At 70.4% G+C, this 13,013-nt stretch carries 12 protein-coding genes; 3 read left to right on the forward strand and 9 right to left on the reverse strand.

The annotated features are described in order from the left end of the window. Positions 1-5 precede the first annotated feature (5 nt). The 9 genes from A3AG_RS0129185 to A3AG_RS0129225 form a co-directional block, all read right to left on the reverse strand. Positions 6-239 carry a Fis family transcriptional regulator gene (locus A3AG_RS0129185; RefSeq protein WP_010813887.1) on the reverse strand — a complete coding sequence of 78 codons (234 nt, stop codon included), beginning with the start codon at positions 237-239 and terminating at the stop codon, positions 6-8. Continuing rightward, positions 236-1,303 carry a tRNA dihydrouridine synthase DusB gene (gene dusB, locus A3AG_RS0129190; RefSeq protein WP_026164558.1) on the reverse strand — a complete coding sequence of 356 codons (1,068 nt, stop codon included), beginning with the start codon at positions 1,301-1,303 and terminating at the stop codon, positions 236-238. Before dusB ends, A3AG_RS0129185 begins: the two co-directional genes overlap by 4 nt. A gap of 322 nt (positions 1,304-1,625) precedes the next feature. After that, positions 1,626-2,864 carry a UbiH/UbiF/VisC/COQ6 family ubiquinone biosynthesis hydroxylase gene (locus A3AG_RS0129195; RefSeq protein ID WP_018008812.1) on the reverse strand — a complete coding sequence of 413 codons (1,239 nt, stop codon included), beginning with the start codon at positions 2,862-2,864 and terminating at the stop codon, positions 1,626-1,628. Then, positions 2,845-3,324, reverse strand: a complete 480-nt coding sequence (locus A3AG_RS0129200) for a hypothetical protein (RefSeq protein ID WP_018008813.1) — start codon at positions 3,322-3,324, stop codon at positions 2,845-2,847. The genes A3AG_RS0129195 and A3AG_RS0129200 overlap by 20 nt, the downstream gene beginning before the upstream one ends. Further along, positions 3,321-4,721: an aminopeptidase P N-terminal domain-containing protein gene (locus A3AG_RS0129205; protein ID WP_018008814.1), complete on the reverse strand. Its 1,401-nt coding sequence runs from the start codon at positions 4,719-4,721 to the stop codon at positions 3,321-3,323. Before A3AG_RS0129205 ends, A3AG_RS0129200 begins: the two co-directional genes overlap by 4 nt. An 81-nt stretch (positions 4,722-4,802) precedes the next feature. Further along, the gene (murU, locus tag A3AG_RS0129210) at positions 4,803-5,528 is read right to left on the reverse strand and encodes an N-acetylmuramate alpha-1-phosphate uridylyltransferase MurU (RefSeq protein ID WP_018008815.1); all 726 of its coding nucleotides are present in this window, start codon (positions 5,526-5,528) and stop codon (positions 4,803-4,805) included. Beyond that, positions 5,525-5,851 carry an AzlD domain-containing protein gene (locus A3AG_RS0129215; protein ID WP_012351792.1) on the reverse strand — a complete coding sequence of 109 codons (327 nt, stop codon included), beginning with the start codon at positions 5,849-5,851 and terminating at the stop codon, positions 5,525-5,527. Before A3AG_RS0129215 ends, murU begins: the two co-directional genes overlap by 4 nt. Beyond that, on the reverse strand, positions 5,848-6,651 hold the full coding sequence (locus tag A3AG_RS0129220) for an AzlC family ABC transporter permease (protein ID WP_018008816.1): 804 nt from the start codon (positions 6,649-6,651) through the stop codon (positions 5,848-5,850). The genes A3AG_RS0129215 and A3AG_RS0129220 overlap by 4 nt, the downstream gene beginning before the upstream one ends. A gap of 4 nt (positions 6,652-6,655) precedes the next feature. Continuing rightward, positions 6,656-7,690 (reverse strand): aminoglycoside phosphotransferase family protein, encoded by a 1,035-nt coding sequence (locus A3AG_RS0129225; protein WP_018008817.1) that lies wholly within the window; start codon positions 7,688-7,690, stop codon positions 6,656-6,658. A gap of 249 nt (positions 7,691-7,939) precedes the next feature. Here A3AG_RS0129225 and A3AG_RS0129230 point away from each other — a divergent pair, with 249 nt between their 5' ends. Genes A3AG_RS0129230 through pdxA form a run of 3 tightly spaced genes read left to right on the forward strand, consistent with a single transcriptional unit; the run spans position 7,940 to position 12,998 of the window. Continuing rightward, on the forward strand, positions 7,940-10,381 hold the full coding sequence (locus A3AG_RS0129230; protein ID WP_026164559.1) for an LPS-assembly protein LptD: 2,442 nt from the start codon (positions 7,940-7,942) through the stop codon (positions 10,379-10,381). 9 nt (positions 10,382-10,390) lie between these two features. Then, entirely contained in the window at positions 10,391-11,863 is a 1,473-nt protein-coding gene (locus A3AG_RS0129235; protein WP_018008819.1) for a peptidylprolyl isomerase, read from the forward strand. A gap of 49 nt (positions 11,864-11,912) precedes the next feature. Continuing rightward, positions 11,913-12,998, forward strand: a complete 1,086-nt coding sequence (gene pdxA / locus A3AG_RS0129240; protein ID WP_018008820.1) for a 4-hydroxythreonine-4-phosphate dehydrogenase PdxA — start codon at positions 11,913-11,915, stop codon at positions 12,996-12,998. Positions 12,999-13,013: the final 15 nt, after the last annotated feature.

Genomic DNA, 13,013 nt, shown 5'->3' on the forward strand with positions numbered 1-13,013 from the left:
CAAATTCAAAGTAAACCGTGCTGCTGCAGCTTCTTGCGCAGCGTATTGCGATTGATGCCCAGGTAGGCGGCCGCCAGCGACTGGTTGCGCTCGGCGCGCACCATCACGGCTTCCAGCAGCGGCCGTTCGACCGCCTCGAGCACCATGTTGTACATGTTCGACGGCTCTTCGCCGTCCAGGTCGCGAAAGTACGTATCCAGGCTTTCCCGGATGCACTGGTCGATAGCGTTGCGGCTCATGCGGCAAGCAACTCCCCGTTTTTGTTGTTGTTCGCTTCGTCTTTATCTTGTCTGCCCGGCTCGTCTTCCACGTACACCAGCCGGTCCGAGAACTGCGCCTGCTCGTCGAAGAAGGCGTTGACCGCCGCCAGTTGCTCGGTGGTGGATTCCAGCGTGTTCATGCGGTGCCGGAACAGGTTGGCGCCGCGCAGCCCGCGCGTGTACCAGGCAATGTGCTTGCGCGCGGTGCGCACGCCGGTGAACTCGCCGTAGAAGGCATAGTGGTCTTCCAGGTGCGCGTTCATGATGGCGCGGATCTCGGCCACTTCGGGCGACGGCAGCATCTCGCCGGTCTTCAGGAAGTGCTCGATCTCGCGGAACAGCCAGGGCCGGCCCTGCGCCGCGCGGCCGATCATGAGCGCGTCGGCGCCGGTCAGCGCCAGCACCTGCCGGGCCTTCTGCGGCGTGGTGATGTCGCCGTTGGCGACCACCGGGATCGAGAGCTCTGCCTTGACCGCGGCAATGGTCTCGTACTCGGCGTCGCCGTGGTACAGGTCGGCGCGGGTGCGGCCGTGGATGGTCAGCATGCTGATGCCCGCGTCTTCGACCATGCGCGCGATGCGCAGCGCATTGCGGTTTTCGCGGTTCCAGCCGGTGCGGATTTTCAGCGTCACCGGCACGCGCTCGCCGACCGCGGCGACCACCGCCTCGACGATGCGCACCACCAGCGGCTCGTTCTGCAGCAGCGCCGAGCCGGCGGCGACGTTGCACACCTTCTTGGCCGGGCAGCCCATGTTGATGTCGATGATCTGCGCGCCGCGGTCGACGTTGTAGCGCGCGGCCTCGGCCATCATCGACGGCTCGGCGCCGGCGATCTGCACCGCGATCGGCTCGACCTCGCCGGCGTGGTTGGCGCGGCGCATGGTCTTCTCGCTCTTCCACAGCTGGGCGTTGGACGCGACCATCTCCGACACCGCGTAGCCCGCGCCGAGCTGCTTGCACAGCTGGCGGAAGGGCCGGTCCGTCACGCCCGCCATCGGGGCGACAAACAGGTTGTTGCGGAGTTGGTGAGGTCCGATCTGCACGGCGGTGGTGGCGGTTGTGGCGGTGAAGCGGCGGTTCTGGTGACCCATCCCGATGGCCCGGTGTCGCCGCACGACATGCGCCGCGACGGATCGGGACAGTCTGCGTCGGGGCGGGAACGAAACAGAGACGAAACGGAAAAACATGGCCCTGCCGAAACTGCTGCCGGCGGTGGATCGGGACATGTGCGAGGGCAGGATTCTACCGCCAATCGGTCGCCGTTGCCCAAGATTTGAGCATCCGCAGCGCGGCGCGGCAGGGACTGTGGCGCCATGACGCCGCCGCCAGTGGCGCAAGCGCCACTGGCGGCGGCAAGCCGGCGGTTCAGCGGCGCATGCCGAACATCATGTGGCGCGCCAGCGCATGCCGCAGCGGCGGCAGGCATGCCAGCGCCGCCAGCGACGCGCCGCGGGCATGGGCCGCGAGCGGATAGGCCACGCCGAACACGCGCGGCAGCAGGTCGGTGACGCCGATGGTGACGGCGCGGTCGAGGCGATGGCGGGCGGCAAACGCCTGCAGCGCTTGGGCGGTGCAGGCGCCGCGCAGCGAGTCGGCCAGCGCAAAGGCATCGCGCAGCCCCAGGTTCAGCCCCTGTCCGGCCACCGGATGCAGCGTCTGCGCGGCATTGCCGACCGCCACCACGCGCCCGTTGACCGTGACCGGCGCGGCGTTCAGCCCCAGCGGGAAGGCATGGCGCTTGCCCGCCAGCGTGAACTCGCCCATGCGATCGCCGAAAGCGCGGCCCAGCTCGGCGGCAAACTGCGCTTCTGGCAGCGCGATGCGGCGCGCGGCCTGCTCCGGCGGGCAGCACCACACCAGCGCGTAACCGGGCGTGCCGTGTTCCTCGTGCGGCAGCAGCGCCAGCGGGCCTTCCTCGGTAAAGCGCTCCCAGGCCCAGCCGGGTTGCGGACGCGAGCAGGTCACATGGGCGATCACCGCGGTCTGGCGATAGTCGCGCGTACGCGCGCCGCGGCCCTGGTGCGCGGCCTGTTCATGGAACAGCCCGCCCTCGGCCTGCACCGCCAGGCGTGCGGCAAACCGTGCCGCCAGGCCGTCGTGGCCGGTGCCCTCCAGATGCACGAGGCCGGCGTCCGCCACGTCCGCCCCGCGCGGCAGCGGATCCTGCTCGATCCGCTCGATGCGGGTTTCGAAGACGCGGCGCAGCCGGACCGCGCCGGCGGCCTGCGCCGCTTGCGCCAGCGCGCGCTCCAGCACGTTGCACAGCTCGCCGTAGCGCACCACGTAGCCGAGCGCGGGCACGCCGTAGTCGTCATGGTGCAGGCGGACATGGCCGAAGCGGCCGCGCTGCGACACATGGATATGCTCGATCGGGCTGCCCGGCACCGGCCAGGCGCCGATCTGCTCGAGCAACTGGCGGCTGCCGTGCGACAGCGCGATCGCGCGCGGGTCGCGCGCCGCGCGCGCCGGCGTGGCGGCGTCGACCAGCGCGATGCGCCAGCCGGTGGTGCGCAACAGCTGGCACGCCAGCGCCAGCCCGACCGGGCCGCCGCCGACGATGGCGATATCGGCCGGGCCCGTGAAATCAGGCTGCGGGGCCGGCATGGTCGCTGCCTCCTGCACGGTCTGCGTCGCCTTCGGGCCGGGCTTCAGTGCCGCGCTTCCAGCAGATCGCGTCGGAGCGCGACTTGCCCGCCGCGGCGTCGCGCAGCGCGTTGTCGAGCTTTTGCTGGTTGAAGCCCGGCAGCGCGCGCAGCTGCTGCAGCAACGCGGCATGGTTGGCGGCGTCGAACGGCACCACGCAACCCTGGCCCGAGTCCGGCGCGCCGATCAGGATCAGCCAGGCCTTGCCGGCCCAGGGCGCGCGTTCGGAGACCCGCACCACCACGCGCTCGAGCACGTTCCAGGCGAGCTCCTCGCGCTGGCCGTCGGGGCGGTGCACCACCACGCGATCGTCGTACAGGTTGACGATGAACGGTTCGGACGGATCGGGCCGCCGGGCGCTGCCAGCCTGGTCACGGGCGCCGCCCTGTCCCGGCAGGATCCTGCGCAGCCAGCCGATCATCGCTGGCCTCCGGCGGTGGCGCGCTCGCGCATCAGCGCTTCGATCTCGTCGGCCAGCACCGGCACGCCGCGCGTGATCAGCTCGCAGTCGCCCTCGGTGACCACGGCGTCGTCCTCGATGCGGATGCCGATATGCCAGTAGCGCTCGGGCACGTCCTCCGCCGGGCGCACGTAGATGCCGGGCTCGATGGTCAGCACCATGCCGGGCTGCAGCGGCCGCCACGGCCGCTCGCCCTCGCCGCTGTGGCTGGCCACGCGGTATTCGCCTACGTCATGGACATCCATGCCGAGCCAGTGGCCGGTGCGGTGCATGTAGAAGCGGCGATAGCTGCCGCTGGCCAGCACGTCGTCGAGCGTGCCTTCCTTGTTGCGGTCGAGCAGGCCGGTGTCGAGCATGCCCTGGGCCAGCACGCGCACGGCGGCGTCATGCGGCACGTTGTACGGTACCCCGGCGCGGGTCTCGGCGATGGCGGCCTGCTGCGCGGCCACCACCAGGTCATACAGCTCGCGCTGCGCCGGCGAAAAGCGGCCCGAGACCGGGAAGGTGCGGGTGATGTCGGAGGCGTAGCCATCGAGTTCGCAGCCGGCGTCGATCAGGCACAGGTCGCCGTCCTTCAGCTCGGCCGGGCCGGCGCGGTAATGCAGCACGCAGGCGTTGGGGCCGGTGGCGACGATCGAGTTGTAGGCCACGCTCTGCGCGCCATGTCGGCGGAATTCATAGAGCAGCTCGGCCTCGAGGTGGTATTCGCGCAGGCCGGCGCGGGTGGCCTGCATCGCGCGCACATGGGCGCCGGCGGAAATCGCCGCGGCGCGGCGCATGATGGCCAGCTCGCCGGCGTCCTTGAACAGCCGCATTTCATCTAGCAGCGTGCGGATGTCGAGCGCCACCGACGGCGCGGCCACGCCGGCGCGGCCCTGCAAGCGCACCGCGTCGAGCCAGCGCCGCATCTGCATGTCGGTGCGGATCGAATCGGCCAGCGGGTACGCCAGCTGCGCGCGGTTGGCCAGCAGCGGCGGCAGCGTGGCGTCGATCTCTTCGACCGAATAGGCCTGGTCGAAGCCGAACGCGGCGCGCGCGCCTTCCGGGCCGAAGCGGAAGCCGTCCCAGATCTCGCGCTCTTCATGCTTGGGGCGGCAGAACAGGATGCTGCGGTCGGCCTCGGCCGGCTCGCCGGGCGCGCCGGCCACCAGCACCAGCACCGCTTCGGGCTCGGTGAAGCCGCTCAGGTAATAGAAATAGCTGTCGTGCCGGTACGGGTAGTCGCTGTCGCGGTTGCGCATCGCTTCCGGCGCCGTGGGCAGGATCGCCACGCCGCCGCCGCCGGCGCGCAAGTGCTGCAGCACACGGGCGCGGCGTTCGCGGCAGGCGGCGAGGAGGGCAGTGTCGGGTGCGGACATGGTCTGGCCTGGAGAAGAAGGATCAGGCCGATTCTACCGCCGCCGGCGGCGCCGCTGCGCCAGTGGCGCGAAAGTCGCGCGCTAGCGGCCTTGTGCGGCCGACAGCATGACGTCCAGCTCGGCGAGCTGCGCCGGTGTGCCGACGTTCTCCCAGCGCCCGTCGAAGCGCTCGCCGGTGGCGGTGCCGGCGGCGATGCCGGCATGGAAGATCGGCGTCATCGCCAGCCGCGTGCCCGGCACGATATCGGTAAACAGCCGGGTGTCGTACAGGCCGATATTGCCGAAGGTCAGGCGCGCCCCGCTGGCCGGCTCGGCGTCGAGCGAAAGCCGGCCGTGCGCGTCGAGCGTGAAATCGCCGCGCGCATGGAACGGCGGATTCGGCACCATCACCAGGTGCATGTGCGGCGCGGCCGCACCCGCCAGCGCCTGCGCGCGCGGCAGCAGCGCGCGGAAATCGTAGTCGCAGAAGATGTCGCCGGATACCGCCAGGAAGATCTCGCCGCGGACCGGGTCATGCGACAGCAGCGGCAGGGCCTTGGCGATGCCGCCCGCCGTTTCCAGCGCCTCGCCTTCGGCCGAGTAGGCGATGCGCACGCCGAAGCGGCTGCCGTCGCCCAGCGCGGCTTCGATCTGCGCGCCCAGCCAGGCGTGGTTGATGACGATGTCGCGCAGCCCGGCGCGCGCCAGCGCCTCGATCTTCCAGACGATCAGCGGCTTGCCGCCCACCGCCAGCAGCGGCTTGGGGCAGGCATCGGTCAGCGGGCGCATGCGGTCGCCGCGGCCGGCGGCAAAGATCATCACCTTCATCGGAACAGGGCCTCCAGGGCAAGCAGCGTGGCCATGCCGCCGGCAATGGTCCAGCCCACGCTGCGGGTACGTGCGGCAATCAGGATGGCGACCACGCCGGCCACCAGCCGGGCGTTGGTCGGGGTCAGGGCAAGCTCGCCCTGCTGCATCAGCAGGTCGGGCGCGATCAGCGCCGACAGCATCGCGGCCGGCACGAACTGCAGCGCGGTGCGAAACCACGACGGCAGCCGCACCCGGCCTTCGACGGCGATGAACGACAGGCGGATCAGGAAGGTGGCCAGGCCCGCGGCCAGGAACACCCACAGCAGCGTCAGCGCACTCATGCGGCCTCCTTGCCGGCGGTGCCGGCAGTGCCGGCGTCGGTGGCGTGGCTGGTGGCGCGGGGGCCGGGGCGGTTGCCGCGGCCCAGCACCAGCATGCCCACGGCGATGCCGCCGAGCGCCGCCACCATCAGGCCGAGCTTGTGCGGCAGGCTGTAGCAGGCCACCGCCAGCGCGCTGGCCGCGAGCGCCGCGGCGACATGCGAGCGGTGCCTGAGGCCCGGCACGATGATGCCGATGAAGGTCAGCGGCAGGAAGAAGTCCAGCGGCCAGTGGCGCGGCACCTGGGCGCCGACCAGCACGCCGGCCAGCGTCGACAGCTGCCAGCTGGCCCACAGCGCGAAGCCGCCGCCAAAGTAATACCAGTGGCGGTAGCGGGCGCGCGCGCCGCTGTCGCCCAGCCGGTGCGTCATCGCGGCAAAGGCCTCGTCGGTCAGCAGGTAGGCGATCAGCGCCTTCCAGCGCCGCGGCAGGTGCGCCAGCGTCGGCGCGATGGTGGCCGAGTACAGCGCGTGGCGCAGGTTGACCATGGCCACCGTCAGCGTGATCACCACCGCCGGGGTGCCGGCGGTCCACAGCTGGGTCAGGATCATCTGCGAGGCGCCGCCGAACACGATCGCACTCATGGCGCAGGCCAGCCACGCGGGCATGCCGGCGCCGACCGCCAGCACGCCGTAGATCAGCCCGAACGGCACCACGCCCAGCAGCATCGGCGCGAGCGCGCGCGCCCCCGCCAGCCATTCGCCGGCGGCGGTGATGGCGGGCGCGGTACTGTCGTCCGGACCGGAGGCGTCGGCGCGCATGGCGTCAGAACGTATAGCCGGCCGGGCTGGCCACGCCTTCGAGCGCGTCCAGCAGGCGGATCAGCTTGCGCAGTTCGGTATAGCGCCCGGCCACCTGGCGGGTGTACTTCATCACCAGCGGCAGGTTGGCCAGGTAGCCGTCCTTGCCGTCGCGGTGGTACAGGCGGGCGAAGATCCCCAGCACCTTGAGGTGGCGCTGCAGCCCCATCCACTCGAAGTCGCGGTAGAACTCGCCGAAGTCCGGGTTGACCGGCAGCGCGGCCTTGCGCGCGCGTTCCCAGTAGCGGATCAGCCAGTCGAGCTGCTGCTCTTCATCCCATTCGATATAGGCATCGCGCCACAGCGAGACCGCATCGTAGGTGATCGGGCCCGTCACCGCGTCCTGGAAGTCCAGCACGCCCGGGTTGGCGGCGCCGTCGAGCACCATCAGGTTGCGCGAGTGGAAGTCGCGGTGCACGTAGACCTGGGGCTGGGCGAGGTTGTTGGCAAGCAGCGCCTCGGTCACTTCGTGCCAGTCGGCCTGCTGGGCCTCGGTCAGGGTCGCGCCCACATGCCGGGCCACGTACCACTGCGGGAACAGGTCGAGTTCGCGCTGCAGCAGCGCGCGGTCATAGGCGGGCAGTTCGCCGGGGCGCGTGGCGGCCTGGATGCGGACCAGCGCGGCGGCGGCGTCGGTGTACAGGCCGTGCGCCGAGGAATCGTCCAGCTTCGACAGGTAGGTCTGGTTGCCAAGGTCGGCCAGCAGGAGAAAGCCCTGGTCCAGGTCCTGCGCCAGCACCGTCGGCACGGTCACGCCGGCGGCGCCGAACAGCCCGCAGACATGGATGAACGGGCGGCAGTCTTCGTGCGCCGGCGGGGCGTCCATCACGATCGCGGTCGGATGCGCGCGATGGCCGGTGCGGACGCGGAAATAGCGCCGGAAGCTGGCATCGGCGGAAGCCGGCACGCAGGAGTCGGGATCGGCGGACCATGCCGGTCCGAGTCCGGCCACCCAGGCCTTGAGCTGGTCCAGGCGCGGGTCGTGGGGAAGAGCTGCCATACAGGTACTTGTCGGAGGTACGCGTGAGGATGGGGCGCGGGGGCGTAACCAAAGTGAAAGCCCTCGATGACCGGAAATGAAACCGGAAGTAAGCGGCAAGAGCACCCCGGGTTGCCCCGTATAATACCCGACCAGACCGGGGCGCCGGTGGCCTCCGGGAGGGGCCGCGTTGCCCCGCAGCCTGCCCCGGCGGGGCCTGGCGGCCTGCAGGCGAGCCGCTGCCCGTGCCGAGACTGACAACCCGTGCGCATGACCGAACCACAACGATCACCGAACAACAGGGCCTTGCCTTCGCCTGCTTCCCCCCGCGCCCCGGCCCGAGCCAGGCGCGGCGGCAGCCTGCACGCAGGCGCGCTGCGCCCGCTGGTGCTGGCCATGGCCGGCCTGTCGGCCGGCGCCCAGGCGCAGATGACCGGCTCGGCGATCCCCGACCTCGACCAGGTCGAGCCGGTGTTCGAAGCCGCGCCGCCGGCGCCGCCGCTGCCGGTGGAGTCCGGCGAACTGGTGCCGCGCCTGGCCGAGCCGGCCGCGAAGGGCGAGTCCAATCCCGACGCCCCCACCTTTATCGAAGCCGACCGCATGACCGGCTACAGCGAGCGCGGCGTCGAGCTGGAAGGCCATGCCGAACTGCGTCGCGACGGCGGCGTGGTCAAGGGCGACAAGCTCACCTACGACCAGGACACCGACGAGGCCTTCGCGCAGGGCAACGTGCGCATGTCGCGCGGCGGCACGCTGGCGGTGGGCCCCGAAGCGCGGCTCAGGGTCGAGGCCAACGAAGGCTACATGCTGTCGCCGGACTACTATTTCCAGCAGACCGGCGGCACCGGCAAGGCCGAGCGCATCGACTTCCTCGACCAGAACCGCAGCACGGCCCGGCAGGCGTCGTACACCACCTGCTCGCCCGACAATGCCGACTGGTATTTCAGCGCGAACCGGATCGACCTGGACAGCGACCGCCAGGTGGGCGTGGCCTACGGCGGCGTGCTGAACTTCTTCGGCGTGCCGGTCGCGGCCGCGCCCGCGTTCAGCTTCCCGCTGAACGACGACCGCCGCAGCGGCTTCCTGCCGCCGCTGATGGGGTACAGCTCGAAGTCGGGTTTCGACGTGACCGCGCCGTACTACGTCAATATCGCGCCCAACCGCGACCTGACCATCTACCCGCGGCTGATGACCGAGCGCGGCCTGCAGCTCGGCGGCGAATACCGCTACCTGAGCGAGACCTACTCCGGGCGCGTGCGCGCCGAGTTCCTGCCGGACGACAAGAAGACCAACTCGAACCGCTGGGCCTATTCGCTGCAGCATACCCAGCGACTGGCGCCGGGGCTGGGGGCGTACCTGAACCTGAACCGCGTCTCGGATGACCGCTACCCGGACGACTTCAACCGCACCGTGTCGCAATCGACGCTGCGGCAGTACACGCAGGAAGGCGGCGTCACCTACAACTGGCAGGACTTCACCCTGCTGGCGCGGGTGCAGAAGTTCCAGACGCTGCGCCCCAGCGAGCCCTCGTACGAACGCGTGCCGCAGCTGAACGGCAAATACATCCGCTATGACCTGGGCGGCTTCGACGTGCAGATGGAAGCCGACTACACCCGTTTCCGCATTCCGCTGACGTCCACCGGCTTCCAGCAGCCGCAGGGCGAGCGCATGTATTTCCAGCCCAGCATCAGCTACCCGATCGTGCGCGCCGGCTGGTACGTGACGCCCAAGGTGTCGTTCAACGCCGCGCAGTACCAGATGGAAGCGGCCACCAACACGCCGACTGCGCAGAACAACCTGTCGCGCGCGATCCCGACCGTCAGCCTGGATTCGGGCATGACCTTCGAGCGCGACGCGCCCACCATCAGCCGCCTGTTCGGGGTCAACTACGTGCAGACGCTCGAGCCGCGCCTGTTCTACGTCTACACGCCGTTCCGCGACCAGAGCCAGTTCCCGCTGTTCGACACGGTGCAGTCCGACTTCGGCTACGGGCAGATCTTCAGCGAAAACCCGTTCACCGGCTACGACCGCATCGCCGACAACAACAAGCTGACCGGCGGCGTGACCACGCGCCTGATCGAGTCCGATACCGGCATCGAGCGCTTCCGCGGCACCATTGCCCAGCGCTATGACTTCACCGGGCAGCGCGTGCAGCTCAACGGCACGCTGGCCGATCCCAAGTCGGGCTCGTCGGATTTGCTGGCCGCCACCACGATCCAGCTGTTCCGCGGCTATTACCTGGATGCGGGGGTGCAGTTCAACCCGGATTCAGACCGGATCAACTACGGCAACGTGGCTTTTACCTACCGCCCCGAGTCGCGCAAGGTGATCAACGCCGGCTACCGCTATCGCCGGCCCACCTCGGTAACCGACAATACCGCGATCGACCAGTTCGAGGTGTCGAGCCAGTGGCCGATCACGCGCCGCGCCTACGGCATCGCGCGCTTCGCTTTCGACCTGACCGCCAGCCAGATGGTCGATGCGCTTGCCGGCGTCGAGTACGCCGCGGATTGCTGGGTCGGCCGGGTGGTCTACCAGCGCTTCCGCAACACCACGCAGGGCTACACCGGGCGGGTCTTCCTGCAGGTGGAGTTCCGTGGCCTTTCCAAGATCGGGTCCAACCCGTTGAACATCCTGCGCCTGAACGTGCCGGGCTACGAGCCGGTCTCGGCCAAGCCGGTGCCGACGACCCAGTTCGATCACTATGAATGACGGATTACGATGAAACGTCAAGAATTCGCCGTGTTTTCCTTTTTGCTGACGTCCTGGCACCGGCTGCTGCTACCGGCCGTGCTGGCCGCGATGGCAGTGCCCGCCGCCGCGCAACTGAAGGCGCCAGGCACGCCGCGCGCCAGCGGCATCTTCGTGCCGCAGGCATCCGACGTCAGCGCGCCGTCCAGCCAGCCCAAGCTGGGCGTGCCGCAGGCGGGCGGGCAGAAGCGCTCGCAGCTGATCGACGAAGTGGTGGCGGTGGTCAACAACAGCGTGATCACGCGGCGCGAACTGCTTGACCGCGCCGACGAGATCGAGGGCCAGCTGCGTGCCGGCGGCCGTCCGGTGCCCGCGCGCGCCGACCTGCTGGGCGAGGTGCTCGAGCGCCTGGTGATGGAGCGCGTGCAGACCCAGGCCGCGCAGGACGCCGGCATCCGCGTCACCGACCAGGAGGTCGACCGCGCCATCGAATCGGTGGCCCAGCAGAACCAGATGAACGCGGCCGAGCTGCGCCGCCGGGTCGAGGGCAGCGGCATGACCTGGACCAAGTACCGCGACGAGCTGCGCAAGCAGGTGCAGGTGATCCGCCTGCGCGAGCGCGAGGTCGATTCCAAGGTGCAGGTCTACGACGGCGAGATCGACAACTACCTGGCGGCGCGTGGCGGCCAGGGCGCGGCCGGCGGCCCGACCGAATACAACATGGCGCAGATCCTCGTGCGCGTGCCCGAGAATGCCTCGGACGAGCAGAAGCAGGCGCTGCGCGCCAAGGCCGAGGGGCTGCTCAGGCAGGCCCAGGGCGGCGCCGACTTCGCGCAGCTGGCGCAAACCAGTTCCGAAGGCCCCGAAGCGGCCCAGGGCGGTGCCATGGGCTTCCGCGAAATCGGCCGCCTGCCGGCGCTGTTCGCCAATGCCGTGGTCGACCTGCAGCCGGGCGCGGTGGCGCCGCAGGTGGTCGAGAGCGCGGCCGGCTTCCATGTGATCAAGCTGGTGGCCAAGCGCGCGGCGCCGGCTTCGGGCCCGGCCGCGGCCGGCAAGATCACGCAGACCCAGGTGCGCCACATCCTGATCCGCACCGGCCCCAACATGCCCGAGGCCGAGGCGCGCCGCCAGCTCGGCACGCTGCGCGACCGCATCACCCATGGCGGCGACTTTGCCGATGCGGCCAGGCGTTTCTCGCAGGACGGCTCGGCGCAGAACGGTGGCGACCTGGGCTGGGTGTCGCCGGGCGAGCTGGTGCCCGAGTTCGAGCAGGCCATGAGCCGGCTGCGCCCGAACGAGATCTCCGAGCCGGTGGTCACGCAGTTCGGCGTGCACCTGATCCAGGTCCTGAACCGCCGCGAGACCGAGCTGTCGCCGGAGAAGCAGCGCGACTTCGCCCGTGCCGAAGTGCGCGAACAGAAGCTGCGCGCAGCCTATGATGACTGGGTGCGCCAGCTGCGCTCGCAGGCGTACGTGGAGTACCGGGTCAACCGCCAGCGCTGACGCGCCGGTCCCGTCCGCCCGCCCGTCAGCCCCTCAGCGCCACGCCGACATGCCCGAACCGCTAGCCCTCGCCATTTCCACCGGAGAACCCGCCGGCATCGGCCCCGATATCACCATCGGGGCGCTGCTGCAGCTGGCGGGCGCCAACCATGGCGCCGAGGGCGCGGCCTACCGCTTCCATGTGCTGGGGGATGCCCGCCTGCTGGCCGAACGGGCCGAGGCGCTGGGCGTCACCCACGCCTGGGAGCGGCGCCTTGCCGACGGTGACGTGGTGATCGACGACATCGCGCTGGCGGTGGCGTGCGAGGCCGGACGGCTCGACGCGCGCAACGGCCGCTATGTGCTGAAGCTGCTCGATGCCGCCATCGACGGCTGCCGCGCGCGGGGCGGCGCCGCGCCGCGCTATGCCGCGATGGTCACGGCGCCGGTGCAGAAGAGCACCATCAACGACGCCGGGGTGTCCTTCACCGGCCATACCGAATACCTTGCCGACCGCGCCGGCGTGCCGCGCGTGGTGATGATGCTGGCCGGCCCGCAGCCGGCGCACGACCACGCCATGCTGCGCGTGGCGCTGGCCACCACCCATCTGCCGCTGCGCGCGGTGCCCGATGCGCTGTCGGTGCCGCTGCTGGTGCAGACGCTGGCCATCATCGATGCCGACCTGCGCCGCTGCTTCGGCATCGCGCGGCCGCGCATCCTGGTCACGGGCCTGAACCCGCACGCCGGCGAAAGCGGCCACATGGGCCGCGAAGAGATCGACATCATCGCGCCAGCGCTGGCGCAGGCCAAGGATGCCGGCATCGATGCGCGCGGGCCGTTCCCGGCCGACACGCTGTTCCAGCCGCGCCACCTGCGCGATGCCGACTGCGTGCTGGCGATGTACCATGACCAGGGGCTGGCGCCGCTCAAGTACGGCACCTTCGGCCACGGCGTGAACATCACGCTGGGGCTGCCCTTCATCCGCACGTCGGTGGACCATGGCACCGCGCTCGAGCTCGCCGGCACCGGCCAGGCCGAGCACGGCAGCATGATCGAGGCCATCCGCACGGCGGTTATCATGTCTGGCCACGCCAACGGCCGCCGACCCGGCAACGGCCCGGGCCATACCCCTTCCGGCACGCAGCCGCCATGCTGACGCCGGACTAATACA

Source organism: Cupriavidus neocaledonicus, assembly GCF_000372525.1.
Classification (GTDB): domain Bacteria; phylum Pseudomonadota; class Gammaproteobacteria; order Burkholderiales; family Burkholderiaceae; genus Cupriavidus; species Cupriavidus neocaledonicus.